Annotated in this window: 23 protein-coding genes; 13 read left to right on the forward strand and 10 right to left on the reverse strand. The window is 70.0% G+C overall.

Annotated elements, in window-relative coordinates:
* Positions 1 to 33: 33 nt before the first annotated feature.
* Positions 34 to 1,392 carry an aminomethyltransferase family protein gene (locus tag DEA06_RS11825; RefSeq protein WP_116648190.1) on the reverse strand — a complete coding sequence of 453 codons (1,359 nt, stop codon included), beginning with the start codon at positions 1,390 to 1,392 and terminating at the stop codon, positions 34 to 36.
* A 128-nt stretch (positions 1,393 to 1,520) separates the two neighbouring features.
* On the opposite strand from DEA06_RS11825, the gene DEA06_RS11830 reads away from it, so the two are divergent.
* Positions 1,521 to 2,444, forward strand: a complete 924-nt coding sequence (locus tag DEA06_RS11830) for a LysR family transcriptional regulator (RefSeq protein WP_116648191.1) — start codon at positions 1,521 to 1,523, stop codon at positions 2,442 to 2,444.
* Positions 2,445 to 2,649: 205 nt separating this feature from the next.
* Here the strand turns inward: DEA06_RS11830 and DEA06_RS11835 are convergent, their stop codons facing one another.
* Positions 2,650 to 4,053, reverse strand: coding sequence for an aminomethyltransferase family protein (locus tag DEA06_RS11835; RefSeq protein WP_116648229.1), 1,404 nt, complete (start codon positions 4,051 to 4,053; stop codon positions 2,650 to 2,652).
* A gap of 245 nt (positions 4,054 to 4,298) precedes the next feature.
* Between DEA06_RS11835 and DEA06_RS11840 the strand changes: the two genes are divergently transcribed.
* From DEA06_RS11840 to DEA06_RS11855, 4 genes are read left to right on the forward strand one after another with little or no spacing between them, the layout of a single operon-like run.
* A complete protein-coding gene (locus DEA06_RS11840) occupies positions 4,299 to 5,054 on the forward strand; it encodes a PIG-L deacetylase family protein (protein ID WP_116648192.1) in 756 nt (251 codons plus the stop codon).
* A gap of 13 nt (positions 5,055 to 5,067) precedes the next feature.
* Positions 5,068 to 5,769 (forward strand): 4-carboxy-4-hydroxy-2-oxoadipate aldolase/oxaloacetate decarboxylase, encoded by a 702-nt coding sequence (locus tag DEA06_RS11845; RefSeq protein WP_116648193.1) that lies wholly within the window; start codon positions 5,068 to 5,070, stop codon positions 5,767 to 5,769.
* Complete coding sequence (locus DEA06_RS11850) at positions 5,759 to 6,829, forward strand: 4-oxalomesaconate tautomerase (RefSeq protein ID WP_240606926.1); 1,071 nt, start codon at positions 5,759 to 5,761, stop codon at positions 6,827 to 6,829. Before DEA06_RS11845 ends, DEA06_RS11850 begins: the two co-directional genes overlap by 11 nt.
* Before the next feature lie 32 nt (positions 6,830 to 6,861).
* Entirely contained in the window at positions 6,862 to 7,809 is a 948-nt protein-coding gene (locus tag DEA06_RS11855; protein ID WP_116648194.1) for a VOC family protein, read from the forward strand.
* Positions 7,810 to 7,923: 114 nt separating this feature from the next.
* Here DEA06_RS11855 and DEA06_RS11860 read toward each other — a convergent pair whose 3' ends face one another.
* The 5 genes from DEA06_RS11860 to DEA06_RS11880 form a co-directional block, all read right to left on the reverse strand.
* Positions 7,924 to 9,033 (reverse strand): 5-methyltetrahydropteroyltriglutamate--homocysteine S-methyltransferase, encoded by a 1,110-nt coding sequence (locus DEA06_RS11860; RefSeq protein ID WP_116648195.1) that lies wholly within the window; start codon positions 9,031 to 9,033, stop codon positions 7,924 to 7,926.
* Between the two features lie 82 nt (positions 9,034 to 9,115).
* On the reverse strand, positions 9,116 to 11,683 hold the full coding sequence (locus DEA06_RS11865) for a DUF6351 family protein (RefSeq protein WP_116648196.1): 2,568 nt from the start codon (positions 11,681 to 11,683) through the stop codon (positions 9,116 to 9,118).
* A gap of 116 nt (positions 11,684 to 11,799) precedes the next feature.
* Positions 11,800 to 12,669, reverse strand: coding sequence for a PaaX family transcriptional regulator C-terminal domain-containing protein (locus DEA06_RS11870; protein ID WP_116648197.1), 870 nt, complete (start codon positions 12,667 to 12,669; stop codon positions 11,800 to 11,802).
* A gap of 43 nt (positions 12,670 to 12,712) precedes the next feature.
* Entirely contained in the window at positions 12,713 to 13,573 is an 861-nt protein-coding gene (locus DEA06_RS11875; protein ID WP_116648231.1) for a serine hydrolase, read from the reverse strand.
* A 134-nt stretch (positions 13,574 to 13,707) separates the two neighbouring features.
* Positions 13,708 to 15,702 (reverse strand): M13-type metalloendopeptidase, encoded by a 1,995-nt coding sequence (locus tag DEA06_RS11880; protein WP_116648198.1) that lies wholly within the window; start codon positions 15,700 to 15,702, stop codon positions 13,708 to 13,710.
* Positions 15,703 to 15,767: 65 nt separating this feature from the next.
* Between DEA06_RS11880 and DEA06_RS11885 the strand changes: the two genes are divergently transcribed.
* Positions 15,768 to 17,096 (forward strand): MATE family efflux transporter, encoded by a 1,329-nt coding sequence (locus tag DEA06_RS11885; RefSeq protein ID WP_116648199.1) that lies wholly within the window; start codon positions 15,768 to 15,770, stop codon positions 17,094 to 17,096.
* 109 nt (positions 17,097 to 17,205) lie between these two features.
* Entirely contained in the window at positions 17,206 to 17,418 is a 213-nt protein-coding gene (locus DEA06_RS11890; protein WP_240606927.1) for a hypothetical protein, read from the forward strand.
* Positions 17,419 to 17,433: 15 nt separating this feature from the next.
* Here DEA06_RS11890 and DEA06_RS11895 read toward each other — a convergent pair whose 3' ends face one another.
* Positions 17,434 to 18,066 (reverse strand): RNA methyltransferase, encoded by a 633-nt coding sequence (locus DEA06_RS11895; protein ID WP_240606928.1) that lies wholly within the window; start codon positions 18,064 to 18,066, stop codon positions 17,434 to 17,436.
* Between the two features lie 222 nt (positions 18,067 to 18,288).
* On the opposite strand from DEA06_RS11895, the gene DEA06_RS11900 reads away from it, so the two are divergent.
* Positions 18,289 to 19,599 (forward strand): Nramp family divalent metal transporter, encoded by a 1,311-nt coding sequence (locus DEA06_RS11900; protein ID WP_116648234.1) that lies wholly within the window; start codon positions 18,289 to 18,291, stop codon positions 19,597 to 19,599.
* Positions 19,600 to 19,608: 9 nt separating this feature from the next.
* The gene (locus DEA06_RS11905) at positions 19,609 to 20,256 is read left to right on the forward strand and encodes a metal-dependent transcriptional regulator (RefSeq protein ID WP_116648200.1); all 648 of its coding nucleotides are present in this window, start codon (positions 19,609 to 19,611) and stop codon (positions 20,254 to 20,256) included.
* Positions 20,257 to 20,259: 3 nt separating this feature from the next.
* Here the strand turns inward: DEA06_RS11905 and DEA06_RS11910 are convergent, their stop codons facing one another.
* Positions 20,260 to 21,207, reverse strand: coding sequence for an SDR family NAD(P)-dependent oxidoreductase (locus DEA06_RS11910; protein ID WP_116648235.1), 948 nt, complete (start codon positions 21,205 to 21,207; stop codon positions 20,260 to 20,262).
* Positions 21,208 to 21,318: 111 nt separating this feature from the next.
* On the opposite strand from DEA06_RS11910, the gene DEA06_RS11915 reads away from it, so the two are divergent.
* Both DEA06_RS11915 and DEA06_RS11920 read left to right on the forward strand, forming a co-directional pair.
* Positions 21,319 to 22,143 carry an HAD-IIA family hydrolase gene (locus DEA06_RS11915; RefSeq protein ID WP_116648201.1) on the forward strand — a complete coding sequence of 275 codons (825 nt, stop codon included), beginning with the start codon at positions 21,319 to 21,321 and terminating at the stop codon, positions 22,141 to 22,143.
* Positions 22,143 to 22,715 carry a YdeI/OmpD-associated family protein gene (locus DEA06_RS11920; protein ID WP_116648202.1) on the forward strand — a complete coding sequence of 191 codons (573 nt, stop codon included), beginning with the start codon at positions 22,143 to 22,145 and terminating at the stop codon, positions 22,713 to 22,715. The genes DEA06_RS11915 and DEA06_RS11920 overlap by 1 nt, the downstream gene beginning before the upstream one ends.
* A 113-nt stretch (positions 22,716 to 22,828) precedes the next feature.
* On the opposite strand, the gene pyrE is transcribed toward DEA06_RS11920, so the two are convergent.
* Positions 22,829 to 23,422, reverse strand: coding sequence for an orotate phosphoribosyltransferase (pyrE, locus tag DEA06_RS11925; protein WP_116648203.1), 594 nt, complete (start codon positions 23,420 to 23,422; stop codon positions 22,829 to 22,831).
* A gap of 134 nt (positions 23,423 to 23,556) precedes the next feature.
* On the opposite strand from pyrE, the gene DEA06_RS11930 reads away from it, so the two are divergent.
* Both DEA06_RS11930 and DEA06_RS11935 read left to right on the forward strand, forming a co-directional pair.
* Complete coding sequence (locus DEA06_RS11930) at positions 23,557 to 24,402, forward strand: exodeoxyribonuclease III (RefSeq protein WP_116648204.1); 846 nt, start codon at positions 23,557 to 23,559, stop codon at positions 24,400 to 24,402.
* Positions 24,403 to 24,476: 74 nt separating this feature from the next.
* On the forward strand, positions 24,477 to 25,396 hold a 920-nt coding region (locus DEA06_RS11935; protein WP_116648205.1), incomplete at its 3' end, for a DUF222 domain-containing protein.

The following is a 25,396-nucleotide window of genomic DNA, read 5'->3' on the forward strand; positions in this document are numbered from 1 at the left end:
GCGGTGACGGGGAAGGCATCCGGATGCTGCGCCTCAGCTCTTGCGGTAGTTCTCACGCGCGAAGCGCGAGAACGGCGCGGGAGCCACGGTGGCGCGGATCTCCACCTGCCGGTGCGGCTCGACGGCGGGCTTGCGGGAGTTCGGCTCCTCGCCCCACGTCACGACGACCCGCGTACCGGGTTCGGCCGACGCCGCATCGACGCTCGCGAGCGAGACGAACGCCTGCTCGTTGGTGATGTAGCCGCAGTCGTGCGAGATGCCGACGTCGGTGCCGTCGATGCTCACCCGGTCGACCTGGTAGACCCCGTAGCGGGCCTTCGGGAACTCGAGGTACTTCGCCGGCACGCCCTCCTCGTAGAGCGAACGCTGCGCGGCCGCGACGTCTTCGGGGTCCCAGACGAGCGTGACCTTCACCCGCTTGTCGGCGGCGGCGAAGCGCTCGAGCGCGGCGCGACCGATGAAGTCGTGGTCGAACGCGACGCTGCGGCCGTAGCCGAGTTCGTAGGGCGTGAGGTAGTAGTCCTCGATGTTGTCCGAGACGACGCTGCCCGCCAGCGACCCGGTGCGGGCGGCGGGCAGCCATGCGAGGTAGTCGGCGCTGCGCTCGCCTGTGAAGATCGCCGGAAGCGGCGACGGCACCCACGCCGACTCGAGGTTCGCCGACGAGTAGGCGCGCGACCCGACGAGAACGAGGTCGAACTCCTCCCCTGCCGCGACGATGGCCTCCCGCACGGTCGCGCCATCGGCCCACGGCCCGAACAGTTCGAACCCGGGCTGCCCGGCCATGCCGTGGCGCAGGGAACGCACCGTGACCCCCGCGATCTCGAAGGTCGCCATGCCGAAGAACTTCGTCGGCGGAACCGGTGCTCCGGTGAGCTTCTCCATGAGAGCGAGGGCGTGCGGCCCCTGCAGCTCGTAGCGGTACAGCTTCGGGTCGGCACCCGGTGCGCGCATGAGCGAGTTCGCGTCGCGCTCGAACGTCACGTCGTAGTCGCCGGTCTCACCGATGAACTGCACCCAGTCGAGCACCATGTGCCACCCGACGAGGTCGTAGACCTCTTCCTCGAGGTGGAACAGGATGGCGTCGCCGATGAGGTAGCCCTCGTGGTTCACCGCGATGAACTGCTTCGCGGCATCGACGGGGAAGTTCGCGAAGCTGTTGACGCCGGTCTCGCTCAGCAGGCGCAGCGCGTCGGGGCCCGAGATGAACAGGTCGGTCATGTGGTGCGACTGGTCGAGCAGGGCGACGCTCGTGCGCCATGCCCGTTGTTCGGAGCGCCAGTTGCTGAACTCGGGGGTCACGGGGAAGATCGTCGGTCGAGACTGCGCGTTGCGCAGCAGCTCGACGGGGCTTCCGGCCCGGGCGATGGCCTCGGCGGCGGATTCGATCATGGAGAACTCCTTCGTTCGGCGGGTGTCGCGAGAGCAATGCTAGGCAGCCCCACGCATGATGGGTGGGCGGGCGCATAATGAATGCTTATGGGATCGCAAGCAGCCGTTAGCCGCGCCGGGAACGCCTGATGGATCTGAACCTGGTGCGGGTGTTCCTCGCGGTGAGCGAGACGCGAAGCCTCACCGCCGCGGCCGCCCGCCTCTACGTGACGCAGCCGGCGGTGAGCCAGGCGCTCGCCCGACTCCGCCGCGAGCTCGATGACCCGCTGTTCGTCCGCGAGGGGCGACTGATGGTTCCCACGCCTCTCGCCGAGAGCATCGCACCGGGCTTCCGCGACGCGATCGCCGCGATCGACCGCACGCTCGACGGCGTGCACGGGTTCGACCCCGCAGCATCCGATCGCACCTTCCGCATCGCTCTGTCCGAGCTCGGCGAGATCGGCTGGCTGCCCGCCATCGTGCGGGCGGTGCGCGCGAAGGCCCCGATGATGCGGATCGAGGTCGTCCCGATGAACGTGCGGGAGCTGCCCGAGTGGCTCGGGCGGGGCACCGTCGACCTCGCCGTGACGCCCTCCCCCGTGCCGGGGCGGTTCGAGAAGGTGGTGCTCAAGTCGCAGGGCTACGGGGTCGTGATGTCGACGAAGCATCCGCTCGCCACCGGGAAGCTCGGTCTCGAGGCCTACGCCAACGCGAACCACGTCGTCGTCGCGAGCGACTCGGGAGCCTCGGCGATCGACCAGGCGCTGCACCGCGCGGGGATCGCCATCGAGCCGCGGATCGCGTCGAACCACTTCGCGGCGCTGCCGCCGCTGATCGCGGCCAGCACCGACCTCGTCGCCACGATGCCCGACACGATCGCCGAGGGGTGGGCGCAGACATGGCCGCTCGTCGTCCGCGCCCTCCCCTTCGACATGCCGGCGATCGACGTCAGCCTCTACCGGCGGTCGACGACCCAGCACACCGCGGCCCTCGACTGGCTGTTCGCGACGGTCGCCCACGCGATCCGCGGCTCATCGGGCCGCTTCCAGGTCATCCACGGCGACGCCCCCTGAGCATCCGCGCCGCCCCGCCTCGTCCCCCGCCTCGACCCCTCCATCGTCAGGAATGTGGCGCATTCCAGCGACTGACTGCACAGATTCCTCGCGTCACTCGCAGGAATCTGGCGCCGTCGTCGCGAGCACCGTGCCCGAAGCCGCCGCCGTGAAACGAAACCGCCCCCTGCCCCGCGACGACGGGACAGGGGGCGGGGATCGGATGCTACTGGCCGCCGCTGGTGCGCCAGCCGCCCTGGTACTCCTGGCGCGCCGTCTCGGCGTACGGCACCGGGCTCACGATGGCACGCACCGAGATCTGCTCGTGCGGCTCGACCGTGGTCTTGCCGGAGCCCCCGTCGGGCTCGCCCCAGACGACGCGCACCTCGGCGCCGATCGGCACGTCGTGGTCGACGGTCGCCAGCGACAGCCCGCGCTTCTCGTTCGCCGTGATACCGGTGAACAGCGACAGTCCGACGGTGTTGCCGTCGGCGTCGATGACCGCGTCGTAGTTCGACGAGCCGTAGTTCGCGTTCGGCAGGTCGAAGAACTGGTAGCCGACGCCCTCGCGGTCGATGACGCTCGTGAGGATCTTCGCGAGGTCCTCATCGTTCCACGCGAGCGTGACCTTCTTGCGCTGGTTGGCCGGATCGATCTTCTCGAGCGCCTCGCGGCCGATGAAGTCGTGGTCGAACTTCACGAACGAGCCGTATCCGAGCTCCCACGGGTTCAGGTAGTAGTCCTCGATGTTGTCGGAGACGAACGAGCCGGCGAGCGCGTTGATCGCCTCGTAGCTGTTCGCGGGCAGCCATTCGCGGTACGCGCGCTCGGCCTCGCCGGTGTAGATGGCCGGCAGCGGCGACGGGATCCAGCCCGACTCGAGCGTGTTCGACGAGTAGGCGCGCGAGCCGCAAGGCTCCAGTCCGAACTCGCGTCCGGCGTCGAGCACGGCCTCGCGGATCTTGCCGTGCTGCTCGTAGGGGCCCCAGATCTCCAGGCCCGGCGCACCCGCCATGCCGTGGCGGAGGGTGCGGACCTTCTCGCCGGCGATGGTCATCTCGCCCATGTGGAAGAACTTGACCTTCTCGAGCGTGCCGCCGTTGAGCTTCTCGATGATCGACCAGGCGTTGGGGCCCTGGATCTGGAAGCGGTAGTACTCGCGGGTGACGGCCTGACCGTAGGGGCGCGAGGGCGAACGGTCGTCGTAGCGGAACTGCACGTCGTAGCCGCCGGTCTCGGCGTGGAACTGCAGCCAGTTCGCACCGGGTGCGCGGCCGACGTAGACGTACTCGCCCTCGGCCTCGTGGAAGAGGATGCCGTCGCCGATGACGCCGCCGTTGGAGGCGGTCGGCACGAACTGCTTCGCCGTGTTCACGGGGAAGTTCGCGAACGAGTTGATGCCCGTGTCGCTCAGCAGCTTCAGCGCGTCGGGACCCGAGACGAAGAAGTTGACCATGTGGTGCGTCTGGTCGTAGAGCACGGCGGTCTCGCGCCAGGCCTTCTGCTCACGACGCCAGTTCGTGAACTCGGCGGGCACCACCGGGTAGATGTAGGTACCGAGCTGCGAGTCGCGGAGCATCTGGACGATGCCGCCCTTCTCGTCCAGCAACTCCTGCAGATTGCGCGCCATGGGGGCTCCCTCGACTTTCTCTTCGTTGAGCAGCACGTTCAGTCCTGTGTGTCAGCCGCCACCGTACGGCGACGATTTGCCTCTGTCCATAGTGGTTCAGGTTGCCCGGATTGTAAACAAAATCTTGACCATTCGTCCGGCGATGTGGTTCGCTGAGTCCGAGTCGGCCAGCGTCGCCCCGTCCGCGGCAGCAGCGTGCCCACCGATCCGGTGGACGGACCGACCCACGACGGACAGGAGTCGACATGGCAGAGACCGCACCCGCACTTCTCGTGGTGAGCGCACACGCCGGAGACTTCGTCTGGCGCGCCGGTGGAGCCATCGCCGCCGCGACGATGCGCGGCGAGCGCGCCACCGTCGTCTGCCTCAGCTACGGCGAGCGCGGCGAATCGGCGAGCCAGTGGCTGGCCGGCAAAGACCTCGACGAGATCAAGGCCACCCGTCGCGGTGAGGCCGAGGCCGCAGCATCCGCGCTCGGCGCCGACGTCGTCTTCCTCGACCTCGGCGACTACCCGTTGCGCGAATCCCCCGAGGCCGTGGCGGCGCTCGTCGACGTCTACCGCCGAGTGCAGCCCACGGTCGTGCTCACCCACCCGCTCACCGATCCCTACAACGGCGACCACCCGGCGGCCGCCCGCATGGCGCTCGAAGCACGCGTGCTGGCGCAGGCGATCGGCGTGGCGAACTCCGACGGCACCTTCCCCACGAAGGACGACATCATCGGCGCGCCCCCGGTGTTCTTCTTCGAGCCGCATCAGCCGGAGCAGAGCGACTTCAAGCCGAACGTGCTGCTCGACATCACCGACGCGTTCCCGCTGAAGCGCGCGGCCATGGAGTGCCTCCCCGCACAGAAGCACATGTGGTCGTACTACACCGACCTCGCGATCCGCCGGGGGGTGCAGGTCAAGCGCAACGCCGGACCCAACCTCGGACTCGCGCACGACACGATGGGAGAGGCCTACATGCGCTACTTCCCGCAGGTCACCGGGCACCTCGAATGAGCGGAGCATCCGAATGACCGGCGTCGTCGTCACCGACATCCAGAGAGCGGATGCTGCGGTGGCCGCCGCGCTCGCGGAGTTCGGCTCCGCCACCGTGCACGAGGCCATGGGGCGGATCGGCTACGCCGGCCCCCGGCTGCGGCCGATCCAGCAGGGAGCGCGCATCGCGGGGACGGCGATCACGGTCAGCGTGGCGCCGGGCGACAACCTCATGGTGCACGCGGCGATCGAGCAGGCCCGAGAGGGAGACGTGATCGTCGTGGTGCCCATCAGCGACTCGGCGTTCGGATTCATCGGCGACCTCATGGCCACGCAGATGAAGGCGCGCGGCGTGCGCGGCTACGTCACCACGGGCGGCGTGCGCGACACCCAGGAATTGCGCGAGATGGGCTTTCCGGTCTGGACCCGGCACATCAGCGCGCAGGGCACCGTCAAAGACACCGCAGGTTCCGTGAACGTGCCCGTCATCCTCGACGACGTCGAGGTGCGCCCGGGCGACATCGTGGTCGCCGACGACGACGGCGTCACGATCGTGCCGCGGCGACGCGCCGAGGAAGCGCTCAGCGCATCGCGTGCCCGCGCGGCGAAAGAGACCGCCAACCGCGCCCGCTATCTCTCGGGCGAGATCTCGATGGACCTCAACGGTCTGCGGCCCGTGCTCGATGACCTCGGCGTCCGGTACGTGACACAGGAGGATCACGACGGTGGTCGCTGATCCCGTGCACGACGGCATCCGCTGCATGGTGCTCCGCGGCGGCACGTCGAAGGGCGCGTTCTTCCTCGCCGACGAGCTACCCTCCGACCCGGCGGCACGCGACGACCTGCTGCTGCGGATCATGGGCAGCCCCGACCCGGCCCAGATCGACGGGCTCGGCGGCGCGCACCCGCTCACGTCGAAGGTCGCGGTCGTCTCGCTCTCGGACGCCCCGGGTATCGACCTCGACTACCTCTTCTTCCAGGTGTCCGTCGATGAACCCGTCGTCGGCACCGCGCAGACCTGCGGCAATCTGCTCGCCGCCGTCGGGCCTTTCGCCGTGGAACGGGGCCTGACCCGAGCGGTCGACGAGCGCACGACCCTCCGCATCCGTCTCCTCAACACCGGGGATGTCGCCACGGTCTCGTTCGCGACCCCCGAGGGCCGTGTCTCCTACGACGGCGACGTCGCGATCGACGGCGTACCGGGCACCGCCGCCGGCATCGACATCGACCTCACCGGCGGCGACAAGCCCCTGCTTCCGACGGGTTCGGTCGCGGACGAGATCGCCGGGCACCGCGTGACGCTCATCGACAACGGCATGCCGGTGGTGCTGCTGCGGGCCGACGAGTTCGGCGTCGATGGCGACGAGTCACCGAGCGATCTCGAGGAGCGCGCGGAGCTGCGCGAGGAGGTCGAGCGCGTGCGCCTGGCCGCGGGCCCCCTCATGGGGCTCGGCGATGTCTCGCAGCAGACCGTTCCGAAGATGTTCCTGCTCTCGGCCCCGCGCGGCGACGGCGCGATCTCGACGCGCGCGTTCATTCCGTCGCGCGTGCACACGTCGATCGGGGTGCTGATGGCGGCATCCGTCGCGGCGGGCATCCGCATCCCGGGTGCGGTCGGCAACGACCTCGCCCGTATCGCCGACGACACCACCACCGCCGTCGAGCATCCCTCCGGCGCGTTCCCCGCCGCCGTGACCGTCACCCGCACCGACGACACGTGGCGCGCGTCGTCGGCGTCGGTGCGCACCGCCCGCAAGATCTTCGACGGCACGGTCTTCGCCCGACCGCGTCGCTGAACCCTGTTCGCCCGTCAGAGAGGACCCGCACCATGACCGACTCCACCGCATTCGACGTCGCCCACATCGGCAGCGTCGAACTGCTCACCCCCGAGTTCGACAAGAGCCTCTGGTTCTTCCGCGACCTCCTCGCCATGCGCGTCGTCGCCGAGGAGGGCGGCTCGACGTTCCTGCGCACCTGGGACGAGTACGAGCTGTACACGATCAAGCTCACCCCCTCGGATGCTGCGGGCGTCGGGCGCACGACCTTCCGCGCGTCGTCGCCCGAGGCCCTCGAGCGCCGGGTCGCCGCGATCGAGGCCACGGGCCTCGGCGAAGGCTGGGTCGACGGCGAGGTGGGCACGGGCCCCACCTTCATGTTCCGCGACCCCGACGGCCACTCGATGGGCATCTACTACGAGACCGAGCGCTATGTCGCCACCGATGACAAGCCGGCGCTGAAGAACCAGGCCTCGGCCTTCCCCGGTCGAGGAGTCAACGCCCGGCGCCTCGACCACATCAACTACCTCGCGAAAGACGTCGAGGCCAACGGCGAGTTCCTGGCCGACGCGCTCGCGATGCGCGAGAGCGAGCGCATCCGCAACGACGACGGCAAGTTCGCCGCCTGGTGGTTCCACTTCTCGCTGAAGTCCTACGACGTCGTCTACTCCGACGACTGGACGAAGCACGGCAACCGCCTGCACCACATCGCGTTCGCCCCCGACACCCGTGAAGACATCCTCAAGGCCGCCGACATCTTCCTCGAGAACGGCATCCACATCGAATCGGGCCCGCACAAGCACGCCATCAACCAGACGTTCTTCCTCTACGTGTGGGAGCCGGGCGGCAACCGCATCGAGTTCGCCAACGCGGGTGCGCGTCTGCTGCTCGACCCCGACCAGCCGGTCGTGGAGTGGAGCCAGGAGGAGCGCAAGAAGGGCCAGGCCTGGGGCATGAAGACGATCGAGTCGTTCCACACCCACGGCACCCCGCTCGTCTGACGCTCGGGTCTCAGCCGCGCAGCATCCGCTTCGCTACCCCCTTCACAGTCCCAGACACCCGGACGCGCAGCTCACGCGCTCCGGGTGTCTGGGACTTTCAGCGGGAGGGGGCGCTCAGCCCCAGACGGAGTCGGCGATCTCGACCACCGAGCGGATCTTCGCCCACTGCTGATCCTCGGTGAGCGTGTTGCCCTCCTCGGTCGAGGCGAAGCCGCACTGGGGGCTCAGGGCGAGCTGCTCGAGAGGGGCGAAGGCGGATGCTTCGTCGATGCGCCTGCGGATGGCGTCGGCGTCCTCGAGTTCACCCGTCTTGGTCGTGATGAGCCCGAGCTCGACGACCTTGTCGCCGGCGGGCAGGAAGCGCAGCGGCTCGAACCCGCCGGCGCGCTCGGAGTCGTACTCGAGGAAGTACCCGTCGTACGCGGTGTTGCCCAAGAGCTGTTCGGCGACGGGCTCGTAGCCGCCCGACGAGATCCAGGTGGAGCGGAAGTTGCCGCGACAGACGTGGGTGGTGACGACCAGGTCGTCGGGCTTGCCGTCGAGGATGCGGTTGAGCAGGGTCGCGTAGCGCTCGGCGATACCTTCGGTGTCGATGCCGCGATCACGGGCCTTGGCCAGCTCGACGTCGGAGCAGAGGTACGCCCACGCCGTGTCGTCGAACTGCAGGTAGCGCGCACCGGCGTCGTAGAAGGCCGCGAGCGCGTCGCGGTACGCGGTCACGAGATCGTCGGTGATCGCGTCGCGCCCGTCGTAGGTGGCGTCGATGTGGCCCGGCTCGAGCCGGAAGTCGAGCACGGTGGGGGCGGGGATCGTGAACTTCGGGGTCAGGCCCGTGCCGGCGACGTCGTCCTGCAGCGCGCGGTAGTGCGCCAGGAACGGGTGGTCGGCGGGGAAACGGATGGGCCCGGAGATCTCGATACCGCGGGGGCGGGTCTGCACCCCTTGGAACTGGATGCCGTGGTCGAGTTCGACGATCTCCACGCCGTCGAGCAGACCGAAGAAGTCGAAGTGCCACCACGACCGACGGAACTCGCCGTCGGAGGCGACCCGGAGCCCGTTCTCGGCCTGCTGGGCGACCAGGTCGACGACCGCGGCGTCTTCCGCCGCGCGCAGCGCGTCGTCCGAGAGATCGCCCGCCGCGTGCCGGGCACGAGCCTCGGCGAGAGCCGCAGGACGGAGGAAACTACCGACGATGTCGGCGCGGAACGGAGGGTTGACGGTCATGCAGCGATGCTACTGAGCGTCGCGGGTGCGCGCCGCACCGGCCGACGCGCGACGTCATCGACGCCGCACGCCGGCCGGTCGATCACGCGGACCGGCGACGCCGCAGGGCGAAGGCGAGCCCGCCTCCCGTGGCCAGCGCGCCGGCCAGCAGCGCGAGCCCCCACGGCAGCGTCGCGCCGGTCGCCGCGAGCGGCGACCCTGCGACCGCCGTCGGCGTCGGGCTCGGCACGGGGGTCGCCGTCGGCGACGGGACGGCCGTCGACGTCGCGCTCGCGCTCGGACTGGGCGACGGTGCCGCTGCCGCCGTCACCGTGGCCGTCGCGGCCGAGACCGCCGATCGCGACACCCGACCCTCGGCCTCGGCGGTCACCCGCACCGTGAGACGCGCGCCCTCTTCTGCGACGGTCGGCGCGAACTCCGCGGAGGAGGCGCCGGCGATCGCGACACCGTCCGCGAACCAGGCATACGACAGGGCGGCGTCCGCGGGGTCGGCGTCGACGGTCGCCCGCAGCGTCGAGCCGACGAGCGCCTCTCCGGCCACGACCGGCGCGTCGAGGCCCACCTGCTCCGTGTCGCCGAAGTCGAGCCACGTGCCCTCGAGCTCCGCGTAGCCCTGGCTGGGCTTCGTCCAGTCGCAGACGCCCTCGGAGAACACGGCGGTGATCGCCGACCACTGCTCGTCGGTGAGCACCGGGTAATCGGCACGCACCGGAGCCGTCAGCTGGCACTTCGGCACGTCGCGCAACAGGCCTTCGCCCGCTTCGTAGCGCGGCTCGGAGTGGTACGGGTACAGCGTGTTGCAGGCGGTCGTCGGGTCGGAGTAGTCGAGCTCCTCCGCGATGAAGGCGCCGGCGCCGTCGAAGCATCCGTCTTCCAGCCCCGCCGGGCGCGCATCCACCGTGCGCTCGCGATCGGCCGGGCCGCCCCGCGCCTCGATCTCCTCCAGCCACTCGTCGAGGTAGGCGAAGGCCTGCTCGCGCATCGTGTTGTTGACCGCCCCCTCGGGGCTGGTCCAGTTCACGTGGGTGTCGGCATCGCCGTGAGCCGCCAGCATCCGCTCTCGGATGATGGCGGAGCGGTACCGCTCGTGGAAGTCGCCGCGCAGATCGGAGTATCCGCGGATCTCGAGCACGGGGATCGCCTGGAGGCCGCCCGTCATCATGTTGATACGGCCGGTCTCGAACGCCCGCTCGATCGCCTCGACGCTCGCGACCGAGCGCTCCGCGGTGCGGACTCCGTCGACGTCCATGCCGCCGATGTTCTCGTTCAGGCTGAGGAACTGCTTGACCGTGATCTCGCCGTCGTGCAGAGCGTCGAGTCCGTACTGCACGCCAACATTGTCGGGCTCCACGCGCAGGCCGCGTCCCTGGTCGTCCACACCGTAGACGTTCTTGACCATGTCGGCGATCGTGCAGCGCAGGCCCCCGGGATTCGTCGGCGACCACCGGTCGGCGACCGGCACCGCGGCCGCGCAGCCGCGGTTCGGGTCGTCGACGCCGTCGAAGAAGGTGAATCCGATGCACGTGCCGGTGACCGCGTGGCCGCTCACCGCGAGCTTCTCGGCATCGGTCCATCCCGAGCCGGCCGGGCTCGCCCAGTAGTTCTGCAGCCCGCGGCAGTCATGCCCGCCCACGGTCGTGGTGCGCTCGTCGGGGTAGCCGATCTCGCCCAGCACGCCATCGAGGATGCCGGGGTAGTTGTTCGACAGCAGCAGCTGCTGCATCGTGCCCGCCGAGCCGCCCGACCCCATGGTGAAACGCACCTCTCCGTGCGTCTCGACGAACTTCTCCTTGACCATCATCGCGGTCTCGGCGCTCGTGACGTCGTTGCAGTTCTGGGCGTAGACGTTGAGGGTGGCGGATGCGACGGCGTACCCGTTCCGCAGGAACAGGTCGTTCTCGACCCCGCCGGTGCTCGCGCCCTGCCAGTATCCGACGCCGCACGCGCCGCCGAACGTATAGGCCAGCTTGCCGGTCCAGCCGGGGAGGTCGCGCGTCGGCGACGGTGCGGGCGTGCCCGGTTCGTGCAGCACCGCCGTCTCGTACACGGCACGATTGACGGTTCCGCGCTCGATACGCACGACGTACGGCACCTCGACGCCGTCGACGACCGTCGTGGCGAGGTCGGCCGGGGTCGTCCCGTCGGTCGGGTAGTCGGCGAACGCACCGGCGCTCGTGCGATAGCGGTAGGTGACGAAGGTCTCGTCGGTCTGGCAGTCCTCGTCGAGGGCGCCGAAGTTCCACGGCGCGCCCGACGCGGTGCAGTACATCGGATGCTGCGGACCGGAGAACACCGGACCGGAGGCCGGGTGGTTCACGACCTCGAGCCGGGCGGATCCGGCTGAGCCGGTCTCGACCACGATGTCGCTCGACCCGAGGGGCAGACCCTCGACCAGGCCGACCAGACGATCGCCGTCGGCGACGAACGCCGACGAGACGTCGGCGCCCGCCGCGGTGACGCGCACCGCGCCGCCGGCGCCTGTCACCGCGATCAGGGCGTCGCCGCCTGACACGCTGTCGGCGCGACCGGAGAGGATCTCGACGCCCACCGCGTCGGCAGCCACGGCCGGCGGGGTGAGCATCGCGAGGGCGACGGCGGATGCTGCGGCGACAGCTCCGACGGCGGCGAACAGATTTCGGGGTCTTCTCATGCGGATGCCTCCGAGCGGGGAAAAGGACGACGTCGTCCGGGCGGCGTCGTTGCCGCCTTCTGCCCAGATGTTAGAAGCTCAGGTGTCGACCGTCAAGAAAGTATCGAGTATCGACGTCACAGGCGACGGTCGGTCACCTGTTCGGCCAGTGCGGGATCGACCGCCGCCACGAACGCGCGGAACCGTTGCACGCTCGCCGGAGCGAGCGATCCGTGCCACTGGGCGAAACGACGGCGAAGCGGCACCCGCGGCCAATCGTCCGCCAGGATCGCGAGCGGGAGCGCGGGATCACTCTCGCGGAACGACTGCCACCCCAGCATCAGCCGCGACCGGAGGGCGAGCGCCTCGGCCCCCGACGCCGGGCTCTCGCTCGCGTCGAGCACGGCGCCGAACGCGTCGTAGTGCCCTCGGATCTCGTCCAGATTCCAGGCCGACCGCGGGCTCGCCCCACCCGACCGCTCGAGGGGGGCGCGCAGGGCGGTGGCATCGGCGACTCCGAGCTCCGTCAGCTGCGCGAGCGCATCGGAGGCCGGCACTCGGGCGGAGATCCACACCCCGTCGTACAACGGCGCGAAGCCGAGCCACCGCAGGCGAGTACGCGACGAGTGCCGCAGTGCGCGATGCGACTCGGGGATCGAGAACGCCACGACCGTCCAGGCGCCGTCCCACTCCGGCTCGCGCACCCCGAACGCATCGAGCCAGCGCGCCTCGTCGTCGATGACCGCGCTCCCCCGCTCCGTCAGCCGGTGCGAGGTGCGCCGCCCCTCGCGCTCGGTCGCGAGCAGACCGATCTCGACGAGCCGCGCGAGGGCAGCTCGAGCGGCGGGTTCCTTGACGCCGAGGTCACCGAGGGCCCGCAAAGCAGCCCCCGTCGGCAGCGCCTCGGGCACGTGCCACCAGTAGTCGCCGAAGAGGGTGAGCACCTGCCGGGCGGGAGACACGCGCCGGACGGCGATCGCCTCCCCGCCCAGGGCTGTCGACATCATCCCGCCATCCTCCCACCGCGGGTCGCGGTGGGAGCCGACGCGGTCAGTACACGTACTCCATGAGTTCGACACCCAGAGTGCGGAACGCGTCGTGAGCGCGCAGCCGGTGCGTGATCGACAGGTCGTCGAAGCAGACGATGAGCGCGTAGGAGACACCCGCCCGGGGGCCGGCGAGCACCCCGGCCTCGGCACGCACGCCGGCGCCGCGGCCGGTCTTGTTCACGAACAGCAGCTCGTGCTCGTCGTGCTCGTGAGCGAACGGATCCAGCCCCGTCGCCGACGCCACGAGACTCAGATCGTGGTTGAGGCTCAGCCACTCCGAGACCTGCGCGCTGACCCCGGGGCTGACGGCCTTCGAGTTCACGAGCGCCGAGAACAGCTGCGCCAGCTCGCGCGCCGAGGCGAGCGCGACCTGGGGCGCGTCGTCGGGCCCGCGTGCGTCGCGGAACCGGTCGAGCAGCGCCGAACGTTCAAGGCCCAGCGACTCGATGCGGGCGAGCACCGCGGGCAGCCCCACCCGCTCCAGGAGCGCATTGGTCGCGAGCGCATCGCCCACGGCGGCGGCCAGCACGGCCGCGTCGACCAGCGGAAGGGCGGGGATCTTCATGTGCTGCCAGATGCCCGCGACGCCCACGTGTTCGAAGCCCGCCCGATCGACGATCTCGAGCGGGTCGAGGCGCCCCTCCTCGAAGGCCGCCGCCACCTCGATCAGGAGCGGCACCACACCGAGACCTCCGACGGGGTGCGTGTCGAAGTCGTCGCCGGCGAGCACCGGGGTGCCGCGATCGAGATCGTCGACGCGCACCGACACGCGGGCACCCGACGCCGCGACGGCGTCGAGCGCGCGCAACGTCGACGTGAACGACCTCGCCGCGGAGCGTGCTCGCCGCGGCGAACCCCGCATCTCCGTGCGATCGCTCGCCCGCAGCGGGGCGGCCTCACGCGAAGAGTCGGCAGACGTGCCCACGGCGGCCCCCCTCTCCGGTCCGGTCAATCGCTCGACGGTCGATGCAGCATCCGGATCTCACCAGACGCGGGTTACCAGATGGTGACCCGACGGTCGGGGTCCAGCCACAGGTCGTCGGCCTCGGTGACGTCGAACGCGTCGTAGAACGCGTCGATGTTGCGCACGATCTGGTTGCAGCGGAACTCGTTCGGCGAGTGCGGGTCGATCGTGAGGAGGCGGATCGTCTCGGCGTCGCGCCCCTTCTGCTGCCAGACCTGTGCCCAGCTGATCAGCAGGCGCTGGATGCCGGTGAGGCCGTCGACGACCGGCGCTTGCGTGGAAGCGTCGTCGGAGACCGCAGCGCTCGAGGACTGCAGCGACAGCCGGTAGGCGCGGATGGCGATGCCGAGGCCCCCCAGGTCGCCGATGTTCTCACCGATCGTGAGCTCGCCGTTGACCTTGTGCTCGTCTGACAGACCGCGCGGCACGAGCTCGTCGTACTGGTCGATGAGCGCGCGCGTGCGCTGCTCGAAAGCGGTGCGGTCGGCGTCGGTCCACCAGTCGCGGAGCGATCCGTCGCCGTCGAAGCGGCTGCCCTGGTCGTCGAAGCCGTGACCCAGCTCGTGACCGATCACGGCGCCGATTCCGCCGTAGTTCGCCGCCGCGTCGCGGTCGGCGTCGAAGAACGGGTACTGCAGGATCGCCGCGGGGAACACGATCTCGTTCATCAGCGGGTTGTAGTAGGCGTTCACCGTCTGCGGCGTCATCAGCCATTCGTCGCGGTCGATCGGCTGCCCGACCTTGCCGAGCTGGCGGTCGTGCTCGAACACGTGCGCCCGGCGCACGTTGCCGACCAGGTCGGTTGCGTCGACCTCGAGGCCGGAGTAGTCGCGCCACTTCACGGGGTAGCCGATCTTCGGCGTGAACGCGTCGAGCTTGGCGAGCGCGCGTTCGCGCGTCTCGGGACTCATCCACTCGAGATCGGAGATCGACTGCCGGTAGGCCTCGATGAGGTTGGCGACCAGCTCGTCCATGGCCTCCTTCGCCGACGGCGGGAAGTGCCGCTCGACGTAGACGCGACCCACGGCCTCGCCCAGGGCCGCCTCGACGAGGCTGACGCCGCGCTTCCACCGCTCGCGGTTCACGGGCACGCCGGTGAGCTGCGTGCCGTAGAACGCGAAGTTCTCGGCGACGAACTCGTCGCTGAGGAACGCGGCGGCGGCGTGCACGATCTTGAAGCGCAGCCACGCCTTCCAGTCGTCGATCCGCTCGGCGGTGAGCACCGTCTGCAGCGCTTCGACGAAGCTCGGCTGGTAGAGCACGACCTCGGAGAAGGCGTCGGCGTGCCCGGGCGCGATCGCATCGAGCCACGGTCCGAGGTCGACGCCGGCGAGGGCGAGGGTCTCGTCCCAGGTGCGCAGGTTGTAGGTGGCGACCGCGTCGCGGCTGCGCACCTTGTCCCAGTGGTGGGTGGCGATGTCGGCCTCGAGGGCGAAGACGCGGTCGGCCGATGCTGCGGGCTCGGCGACACCCGCGAGACTCAGGATCCGCTCGATGTGGGTGCGGTAGGCCGCGCGCACATCGGCGAAGTTGTCGAGGCGGTAGTAGCTCTCATCGGGAAGCGAGAGTCCGCCCTGGATGACGAAGGGCACGTAGCGCTGCGGGTTGCCCGGATCGGGCTCGACGTAGAGCTCGATCAGACCGTTGACGCCATCGCGCTCGAGCCTGCCCACGGTGCGCAGGAACGACGCGACGTCGTCGATGTCGTCGACGAGCGCGAGCTGATCGGCGATGGGGGCGGACCCCAGCTCGGCGATGCGCGCGGTGTCGGTGAAGCTGGCGAAGAGGTCGCCGATCTTGCGGGTCTCGGTGCCGGGCTCGGCGTCCTGCGACTCCTCGATGATCGTGCGCACGTGGCTCTCGGCCTGCTCGGCGAGCACATGGAAGGCGCCCCACCGAGCCTTGTCGTCGGGGATCTCGGTGCGGTCGAGCCACTGTCCGTTGACGTGGCGGAAGAGGTCGTCCTGGGGGCGGATCTCGTCGCTCAGCTCGTCGAGCGCGAGACCGGAGCGGGGGGAATCGGTCATGCGACAAGGATAGGCGCGCCGCTGCGGAGTCGGCTGGGAACGGCGAGGACTCTACGCTCGAAGCCGTGACAGCCGACACGCTCAACCGCGACATCCTGCGCCTCGCCGTGCCGGCACTGGGCGCCCTCGTCGCCGAGCCGCTGTTCCTCATCGTCGACTCGGCGCTGATCGGTCACCTCGGGGTCGACCCGCTCGCCGGTCTCGGCATCGCCGGTGCGGTGCTGCAGACGATCGTCGGGCTCATGGTCTTCCTCGCCTACTCGACGACCCCCGCGGTCGCCCGGCGCTTCGGCGCCGGTGATCCGACCCGCGCGGTGTCGGTCGGCATCGACGGCATGTGGCTCGCGCTGTGCATCGGAGCCCTGTTGGCCCTCGCCGGCTCGCTCGCCACCCCGTTCCTCGTCGGGCTCTTCCGCGCGCCGGAGAGCGTGGCCATGCAGGCCGAGATCTACCTCGGGATCTCGATGTGGGGCCTTCCCGCGATGCTCATCGTCTTCGCCGCGACCGGACTCCTCCGCGGCATGCAGAACACCGTCACGCCCCTGTGGATCGCCGGCATCGGCTTCGCGGCGAACGCCCTCCTGAACGGGCTGTTCATCTACGGCTTCGGGTGGGGGATCGCCGGTTCGGCCGTCGGAACCGTCATCGCCCAGTGGTCGATGGTCGGGGCGTACGTCGTCGTCGTCGGTCGCCTCGCGCGCAGGCACGCCGCATCCGTGCGCCCGCAGAGCGAGGGCGTGCGCGGCTCCGCCGTGTCGGGGGGATGGATGCTGCTGCGCACCGTCAGTCTGCGCGCCGCCCTGCTCGCCACCGTCGTCGTCGCCACCGGGCTCGGCGCGCCGGAGCTGGCGGGGTGGCAGGTCGTGTTCACCATCTTCTCCACCGCCGCATTCGCCCTCGATGCCCTCGCCATCGCCGCGCAGGCCCTGGTCGGAAAAGGACTCGGTGCCGAAGACCCCCGGGGCGTGCAACGGGTGCTCCGGCGCACGACGGCGTGGGGCGTGTGGTTCGGAGTCGTCGTCGGCGGGGCGATCGCGGCTCTCTCGGGTGTGATCGGACTCGTCTTCACGGGCGACCCGGCGATCGCCGCGCTCATCCAGCCCGCACTGCTCATCCTCGCCGTCGCGCAGCCGGTGGCCGCCGTGGTGTTCGTGCTCGACGGCGTGCTGATCGGCGCCGGCGACGCGCGCTACCTCGCCGTGGTCGGCGGACTGAACCTCGTCGCTTTCGCCCCCGCACTGGCGCTGGTCGCCGTGCTGGGCCCGACCGACGCGAGCGGCCTCGGCTGGCTGGCGGTGACGTTCTTCGGGGTGTACATGCTCGCGCGGCTCGCGACCCTGGGCTGGCGGGTGCGCGGCACCGCCTGGATGACGGTCGGCGCGCGTCAAGCCTGACCGCCTCCCCAGCCCGACATCCGTGGGAGTTGTCCACCGGTCGGCACCCCCACCGGCGACGCGTGACTTCGCACTGGAAGTGTGGGGTCATGGTGACGACAATGGAGAGGTGCTGACGGTGACCGAGCCCCAGGTGTGGACCCTGATCGGCGTGTTCGCCGCCATGATGTTCGGCATGCTGACGATCGTGTCGACCTTGTTCGTGCGCGTCCTGCGCGTGGAGATCGGGTCGCTGCGCACCGAGATGACGTCACGCATCGACAACCTCGACCGGGACGTCCAGGCTCTCGTCAAGCACACCTTCGGCATCGACCGCGGCTGAGCCTCGGCCGGGTCGCTACTGCGCCCAGCGACGGCTCCACTCGTACATCACGACCGCCGCGGCAGCCGAAGCGTTGAGAGACCGCGTCGACCCGTACTGGGTGATCTCGACGACGCCGGATGCGGCGGCGACCGCCTCGGGAGAAAGCCCGGGGCCCTCCTGACCGAACAGCAGCACGCAGGCCTCGGGCAGATCGGCGCGGTCGACCGGAACCGAGCCGTCGACGTTGTCGACCGCGACGACCGGCAGCGAGGCGGCTTCGGCCCAGGCGACGAACGTCGCGACGTCTTCGTGGTGGCGCACGTGCTGGTACCGGTCGGTCACCATCGCGCCACGGCGGTTCCACCGACGCTTGCCGATGATGTGCACCTCCGCGGCGAGGAACGCGTTGGCGCTGCGCACGATCGACCCGATGTTCAGATCGTGCTGCCAGTTCTCGATGGCGACATGGAACGGGTGGCGCCGCTCGTCGAGGTGGGCGACGATCGCCTCCATCGTCCAGTAGCGGAACTCGTCGACGACGTTGCGCCGGTCGCCCTTCGCGAGCAGCTCGGGGTCGAAGCGCGGATCGTCGGGCCACTCGCCCTGCCAGGGCCCCACGCCGTGCGCGACCTCGGCCTCGGGTTCGGTCAGGCCGTCAGCATCCACCGCCTCAGGCTACCCGCGCTCGCCTCTGCCGGAATGTGGCGCATTCCTGCGACTGACCCCATCGATTCGTGGCGTCAGTCGCCGGAAACTGGCGCATTCGTCTCGCACGACGGCGGTGGGAGGCCGATGGAGTCGCAGGAGGGCGGATGCGGCGCCGCAGGCGGTGTTTTCGGTGAGCCGAAATATGGCTAAGGTTTCGGTATGCCGAAAAGCGATGTCGCGATGGCGCGAGCGCCCCGCACCACCCGGCCCCCGCGCGCCGCCTGGCTGATCGGCCCCGCCCTCGTCGCGGGGGTCGCGTACCTCGATCCGGGCAACGTCGCGAGCAACATGACCGCGGGCGCCGTGTTCGGCTACCTGCTCGTCTGGGTCGTCGTGCTCGGCAACGTCATGGCCTGGCTCATCCAGTACCTCTCGGCCAAGCTCGGCATCGTCACGGGCGAGAGCCTGCCCGAGGCCCTGGGCCACAGGATCCGTCGCCCGTGGGTGCGGCGCGCGTACTGGCTGCAGGCCGAACTGGTGGCGATGGCGACCGACATCGCGGAGGTCATCGGCGGCGCGGTCGCCCTCAACCTGCTCTTCGGCGTGCCCCTCCTGTGGGGCGGGGTCATCACCGGGGCGGTCTCGATGGCGTTGCTGGTCGTACAGTCGCGGCGAGGTGCGCGCCCCTTCGAATTCGTGATCGTCGGACTCCTGGCCATCATCGCCATCGGCTTCATGTTCGGCGTCTTCATCGCCCCACCCGACCCCGCCGGTGTCGTCGGGGGTCTCGTGCCCCGGTTCGAGGACTCGCAGTCGGTGCTGCTGGCCGCATCCATCCTCGGCGCCACGATCATGCCCCACGCGATCTACGCCCACTCCGCGCTCGCCCGCGACCGTTTCGATCCGGAGGGGGCGGCCGACGCGAGGCGGGCGGGCACCCCGACCGAGCACGAGCGCAAGACCGCGCGCGACGGCCTCGAGAAGGCTCGGGGCATCGGCACCGCCCGGCTGCTCCGCGCGACGCGGTGGGACGTCACGATCGCCCTCGCCATCGCCGGAACCGTCAACCTCGCGATCCTGCTGCTGGCGGCCGCCAATCTCGCCGGAGTGCCGGGTACCGACACGCTCGAGGGGGCCTACGGCGCCCTCCGCGACGGCATCGGCCCGCTCGTGGCCACCCTCTTCGCGGTCGGCCTGCTCGCCAGCGGCCTCGCGTCGACCTCCGTCGGGGCGTACGCGGGCGCCGAGATCATGCACGGCCTGCTGCGCATCCGGGTGCCGCTGCTCGCACGGCGTCTCGTCACCCTCGCCCCGGCACTGGTCATCCTCGGCCTCGGCGTCGACCCCACCCTCGCCCTCGTCCTGAGCCAGGTCGTGCTGTCGTTCGGCATCCCGTTCGCCCTGATCCCGCTCGTCGCCCTGACCGCGAAACGCGAGGTGCTCGGACGGTTCCGCAACCGCTTCATCACGACGGCGGCGGGGATCGCCGCATCCGTGTTCCTCATCGCCCTGAACGGCCTGCTGCTCTGGCTGGTGCTGACGGGCGGTTAGCCTGTTCGCGTGGCCTCCCCTGCCGTCGACGACTACCTGAAGACGATCTACCACCACACCGAGTGGCAAGACAGTCGCATCACCCCGTCGCAACTCGCGGCCGTGCTGGGGCTCGCGCCCTCGAGCGTCACCGAGATGGTCAAGAAGCTCGCCGCCCTCGACCTCGTCACCCATCGCCCCTACGGCCCCGTCTCGCTCACCGATCTCGGCGAGCGCCGCGCGGCCGCCGTCATCCGTCGCCACCGCCTCATCGAGACCTGGCTCGTGCGCGACTTCGGATACTCGTGGGACGAAGTGCACGACGAGGCCGACGTGCTCGAGCACTCGCTCAGCGACCGGCTGCTGGAGCGCATCGACGAACGCCTCGGGCATCCCCGCTTCGACCCCCACGGCGACGCGATCCCCGACGCGGAGGGCGCCGTGCATCGCGAGCCGTTCGTGCTGCTCGCCGACGCGCAACCCGGTCATCGGGGGCGCGTGCTGCGGGTCAGCGATCGCGACTCCGCGCTGCTGCGCGCGCTCGTCGACGTGGGCATCGACGTCGACGTCGAGCTCGAGGTCGAGGATGCGTCGTCGGTGCGAGTGGATGCTGCGCGGGTCGCGCTGCCCGACGGCGCGGCGGATGCGGTGTGGCTCAGCCGAACGGACGGCGACTGACGGTCACCGCGCCGCGCGCGCGGCTTTCGCGAACGGCCATCGCACACCGGTCGCTTCTTCGCACACGGCCCAGAGACGCTCGCCCACGGCGGGGTCGCGCGTGAGGGCCGATGCCGTGGCGGGCCGCGGGGCTCCTCGCGTGATCTGAGCCGGCCCCCAGTACGACCCTCCCTCGGCGCCGATGTCGACGAGCGCGCGCACGAGCGGCCACGCGCCGTCCTCCTTCGACTGCGTGAGCGGTGCTTGCAGGTTCGCGAGGAAGCGCTTGGCGCGAGTGGGCTCGTTGACGTCGCGGATGCCGGCGGTGCGGCCGCTCAGCGAGTATCCGGGGTGGGCGACGAGACTGCGCACCGGCACGCCCGTCGCACGCAGCCGTCGGTCGGACTCGAAGGCGAGCGCGGTCGTCGCCACCTTCGACTGCACGTACGCCCGCCACGGCGTGTACCCGGTGGTCAGTTGCGGGTCGACGGGGTCGTAGTTCCACATCGAGGTCGACATGCTGCCCACCCAGACCATGCGCCCCCGCGCCGCCGCCAGGGGCTGCAGCAGTTCCCCGGCGAGCGCGAAGTGTCCGAGCACGTTCGTGGCGAAGATCAGCTCGTTGCCGTCGACCGTCTCGCGGATCTTCGGCGGATGCACGACACCGGCGTTCAGCAGCAGGCCGTCGAGTGCCCCGCGGGCGCGCAGGGTGGCCGCGGCCGCCCGCACCGACCCGAGTTTGCTGGTGTCGAGGAGAAGGGTCTCCACCGAGGCGTCCGGCACCCGTCGCACGAGCGCGGCGCGCGCGGTGACGAGCCGGTTCGGGTGGCGCCCGGTGAGCACGACGTGGGCCCCGGCACGTGCGAGCTGCTCGCAGGCGAAGAAGCCGAGCCCCCTGGTCGCTCCGGTCACCGCGAACGTGCGTCCCGTCAGGTCGGAAAGCTCTCGAGGGTTCCACTCCGCTCGCGTCACACCATCGACGATATCGGCGTGGAGGGCCACGATCGAGGCATGTCGCCGACGGCATGGAACTGGTAGGGAACGCACCCTGCGGCGGCGGATCGCGGGGTTTAGGCTGAGGCCATGCGGACCAGGGGCGACATCGAGTGCTGGCTGACCGATATGGACGGCGTGCTCGTGCACGAGAACGTCCCCATTCCCGGGGCGGCCGATCTTCTCGCGCAGTGGCGCGAAGAGGGGACCCCCTTCCTCGTACTCACGAACAACTCGATCTACACGCCTCGCGACCTGAGCGCTCGGCTGCGAGCGTCGGGGCTCGAGGTGCCCGAAGCATCCATCTGGACCTCCGCCCTCGCGACCGCCGACTTCCTGAAGTCGCAGAAGCCCGGCGGCACCGCGTTCGTGATCGGCGAGGTCGGCTTGACCACGGCCCTGCACGAAGCCGGCTTCATCATGACCGAGACCAATCCCGACTACGTCGTCGTCGGCGAGACCCGCAACTACTCGTTCGAGGCGATCACGAAGGCGATCCGCTTCATCGGCGCCGGCGCCCGCTTCATCGCGACGAACCCCGACGCGACCGGGCCGTCGACCGAGGGGGTCCTGCCGGCGACCGGTGCGATCTCGGCGCTGATCACGAAGGCCATCGGCAAGGAGCCCTACGTCGTCGGCAAGCCGAACCCGATGATGTTCCGATCAGCGCTGAACCGCATCGGCGCGCACTCCGAGAACACGGGCATGATCGGCGACCGCATGGACACCGACGTCGTCGCGGGCATCGAGGCGGGACTGCACACGGTGCTCGTACTCACCGGCATCAGCGACCAGGCCGAGATCGACCGCTACCCCTTCCGGCCCGACGAGATCCTCGGCTCGGTAGCCGAGCTCGTGCGGTCGGAGCCGATCGAGATCGAATTGAGCGAGTCGGAGCTTCCGGACGGACTCTGATGGGGGCACTCGACGACGGGGAGCGCGTGGTCGCCGCGGACGGCGATGCCTGGCTCGCATGGCTCGACCTCCATCACGAGAGCTCACGGGGGGCCTGGCTCGTCCGAGGACGGACGGGTTTCGCTGACCGCCACGTGGCGTACGAAGACGCGATCCTGCACGCGCTGTGCTTCGGGTGGGTGGACGGCCCGGTGCGCGTCTTCGACGAAGAGACGTCGGGGCTGTGGTTCGCGCCACGTCGACCCACGAGCGGGTGGGCCGCCACGAACAAGGCGCGTATCGCTCGCCTCGAGGCTGAGGGGATGCTGCGACCCGCCGGCATGCGCGCCATCGAGACGGCGAAGCGCAACGGCGCGTGGGAGATGCTCGACGGACCGGAGGCCGGTATCGAGCCACCGGAGTTCACCGCGGCGCTCGACGCGACCCCCGAAGCGCGCACCCGGTGGGACGCTTTTCCGTCTTCGACGAAGAAGTTCGGGCTCACCCAGATCGCCATGGCGAAGCGGCCCGAGACCCGCGCCGCACGCATCGCACGGATCGTCGCCGACGCGGCGCAAGGAAAGAGGCCCTGATGGACGACCGCACCGCGATCCTGCTCGTCTCGTTCGTGATCCTCGCGACGACGCTGGTGGTGTTCGTCGTGCAGTGGGTGCGCTCGCGCCGCGACCGCGACGACGACTGACTCCTACTGCGGGGCGAGCCCGAGATCGTCGAGGTCGATCGCGGCGAGCCACGTCAGGCCGGCCGCTTCGACCGCGGCCTGCGCGCCGGTCTTGCGGTCGACGATCACCGCGACGGCCAGAACCTCGGCGCCCTCCTTGCGGAGCGCCTCGACCGCCTTCAAGGCCGACTGCCCGGTGGTCGAGGTGTCTTCGACGACGATCACGCGCGCACCGGCGACCTCTGCGCCCTCGATCTGACGGCCTCGGCCGTGGTCTTTGGGCTCCTTGCGCACGACGAACGCGTCGACCGGGTCGCCGGCACGGGCGGATTCGTGCAGCACCGCGTTCGCGATCGGGTCGGCACCCAGGGTGAGTCCGCCGACCGCCGAGATGTCGCTCCAGGTCTCGCCGAGCCCCTGACGCATGAGGTCGAGCATGATGCGCCCGATCGCGGGCGCGGCACGGTGGTCGAGCGTGAGCTTGCGCATGTCGACGTAGTACGTCGCCTTCTTGCCGCTCGAGAGCGTGAAGTCGCCGTGGAAGACGGCCTCCTCCCCGATCAGGGCGATCAGAGCCTGGCGGTCGGCTTCGAGCTCGGGCGTGGAGGCGACGGTCATGCTCCGAGCCTAGAGCCCGCAGCATCCGTCGAGTGTGCCCGAAACCGCCGACCGTGCGCGTTCCTTCGGGCACCTCTGGCCGAAAGCGGCACTCTCGGCAAGGCCGACGTGGCCGCGGTCGTAGGCTGGAAACCATGCGCCTGGCCACCTGGAACGTCAACTCGATCCGCGCCCGCGTGACCCGCACCGTCGAGTTCGCCGTGCGCGAGCACATCGACGTGCTGGCCATGCAGGAGATCAAGTGCAAGAACGAGCAGTTCCCCTACGCGCAGTTCGAGGATGCCGGCTACCACGTCGTCGCCCACGGCCTGAACCAGTGGAACGGCGTCGCGATCGCGAGCCGTGAGCCGATCACCGACGTCGAGATCGGGTTCCCGGGGATGCCCGGTTTCGCCAAGGGGCACGAGGGTCCGGATGCTCCGCAGGAAGCGCGTGCGATCGGCGCGACGATCGGCGGGGTCAAGGTCTGGAGCCTCTACGTGCCGAACGGGCGGGCGCTCGACGACCCGCACTACATCTACAAGCTCGACTGGCTGAGCGCGCTGCAGGAGTACGCCGCCTCGACGCTGGCACAGACGCCCGATCTGGCGCTCGCCCTCACCGGTGACTTCAACATCGCCCCGACCGACGCCGACAACGGCGCGCCCGGTGTTGTCGTCGGGAAGACCACTCACGTGTCGCCGCCCGAGCGTGCGGCCTTCGCCGCCCTCGAGTCGGCCGGCCTCACCGATGTCGTTCGCCCGCTCGTTCCGACAGGCTTCACGTACTGGGACTACAAGCAGCTGGCATTCCCCCGCAACGAGGGGCTGCGCATCGACTTCATCCTCGGCTCCCACACGTTCGCCGACGCCGTGCGCGGCGCCGAGATCCACCGCAATGAGCGCAAGGGCGAGGTGCCGAGCGATCACGTTCCCGTGGTGGTCGACCTCGACCTGTCTTCCGACGAAGACGACGACGATCGGCCGATGATCTTCGGCTGAGCCGCCCGCTGCGGAGTTTTCCACAGGCCTCTGCTTTCCGGGCGAGTGTCGTACCTTTGTTCTAGAATGTAAGCATGTTCTCGAACGGTGGTACCCCGACTGACGGTGAGGCGCGGCGTGATGCCGATGCCCCGCAGTCGGAGGCCGCTGGCTCGGAGTGGTCCGACGAGCGCGAGTGGTTCGACGAGCGCGAGTGGATCGACGCCGACGGTGATCCGGTCGCGGCGGGTCGTGATGGCCTGGATGCGGTGGCGGATGTGTCGACGTTGATGTCGGTGTTCGCCGCGCAACGGTTCGAGCGGGTCGAGGGCTTGCGGCGGGAGGCGGTGGCCGAAGCGGCGGTGTTCCGCGGGAAGACGACGGAGATCGTGATGCGGTCCCTGCGGCTCGAGCTTGCGACGGTGTTGCAGGTCACCGAGCACATCGCAGAACGGATGCTGGCGACCTCCGACGGCCTCGTCAACCGATACCCGGCGATGCTCGACGCCCTCTCCCACGCCCGCACCACGGAGCGGCACGCCAACGTGTTCGTCGAGCTGGTCGACCAGGTCGAGCCGGAGTTGCGTGACCAGGTCGTGCCGCTCGCCGTCGACCTCGCCACGTCGCACGCGCTGGGGTCGTTCCGCCGGTTGCTGCGGAAGCTCGTCGACACGGTCCGCGCCGCAACGCTCAGCGAGCGGCACGCGGAAGCGATCCGGGAGCGGCGGGTGGTGGTGCAGCCGGCGGAGGACGGGATGAGTTGGGTGATGCTCTACACCTCCGCCGTGAAGGCCCACGCGATCCAGCACCGCGCAACGGCAATCGCACACGCCCTCGGCCCCCAGGAGGGCGAAGAACGCACCCTGGACGAGTTGCGTGCGGATGTGGTGGTCGATCTTCTCGTCGACGGCGACGTGCCCGCCCACCCCGACGCGGCGCGCGGAATCCGCGCGACCGTGGCCGTCACGGTGCCGGTGTTGTCGCTGCTCGATGACGAGCACGCGAACACCGCCCC

Origin of the sequence: Microbacterium sp. Gd 4-13, from assembly GCF_003095395.1 — a bacterium.
Lineage (GTDB): Bacteria > Actinomycetota > Actinomycetes > Actinomycetales > Microbacteriaceae > Microbacterium.

Excerpts from the sequence above, each read along its gene's own strand:
- DEA06_RS11900 (WP_116648234.1), top strand. The coding sequence starts at position 18,289 with ATGGCGCGAGCGCCCCGCACCACCCGGCCCCCGCGCGCCGCCTGGCTG.
- DEA06_RS11835 (WP_116648229.1), bottom strand. The coding sequence starts at position 4,053 with ATGGCGCGCAATCTGCAGGAGTTGCTGGACGAGAAGGGCGGCATCGTC.
- DEA06_RS11825 (WP_116648190.1), bottom strand. The coding sequence starts at position 1,392 with ATGATCGAATCCGCCGCCGAGGCCATCGCCCGGGCCGGAAGCCCCGTC.
- DEA06_RS11920 (WP_116648202.1), top strand. The coding sequence starts at position 22,143 with ATGGGGGCACTCGACGACGGGGAGCGCGTGGTCGCCGCGGACGGCGAT.
- DEA06_RS11880 (WP_116648198.1), bottom strand. The coding sequence starts at position 15,702 with ATGACCGATTCCCCCCGCTCCGGTCTCGCGCTCGACGAGCTGAGCGAC.
- DEA06_RS11875 (WP_116648231.1), bottom strand. The coding sequence starts at position 13,573 with ATGCGGGGTTCGCCGCGGCGAGCACGCTCCGCGGCGAGGTCGTTCACG.
- DEA06_RS11830 (WP_116648191.1), top strand. The coding sequence starts at position 1,521 with ATGGATCTGAACCTGGTGCGGGTGTTCCTCGCGGTGAGCGAGACGCGA.
- DEA06_RS11870 (WP_116648197.1), bottom strand. The coding sequence starts at position 12,669 with ATGATGTCGACAGCCCTGGGCGGGGAGGCGATCGCCGTCCGGCGCGTG.
- DEA06_RS11845 (WP_116648193.1), top strand. The coding sequence starts at position 5,068 with ATGACCGGCGTCGTCGTCACCGACATCCAGAGAGCGGATGCTGCGGTG.
- DEA06_RS11930 (WP_116648204.1), top strand. The coding sequence starts at position 23,557 with ATGCGCCTGGCCACCTGGAACGTCAACTCGATCCGCGCCCGCGTGACC.
- DEA06_RS11855 (WP_116648194.1), top strand. The coding sequence starts at position 6,862 with ATGACCGACTCCACCGCATTCGACGTCGCCCACATCGGCAGCGTCGAA.
- pyrE (WP_116648203.1), bottom strand. The coding sequence starts at position 23,422 with ATGACCGTCGCCTCCACGCCCGAGCTCGAAGCCGACCGCCAGGCTCTG.
- DEA06_RS11840 (WP_116648192.1), top strand. The coding sequence starts at position 4,299 with ATGGCAGAGACCGCACCCGCACTTCTCGTGGTGAGCGCACACGCCGGA.
- DEA06_RS11860 (WP_116648195.1), bottom strand. The coding sequence starts at position 9,033 with ATGACCGTCAACCCTCCGTTCCGCGCCGACATCGTCGGTAGTTTCCTC.
- DEA06_RS11915 (WP_116648201.1), top strand. The coding sequence starts at position 21,319 with ATGCGGACCAGGGGCGACATCGAGTGCTGGCTGACCGATATGGACGGC.
- DEA06_RS11865 (WP_116648196.1), bottom strand. The coding sequence starts at position 11,683 with ATGAGAAGACCCCGAAATCTGTTCGCCGCCGTCGGAGCTGTCGCCGCA.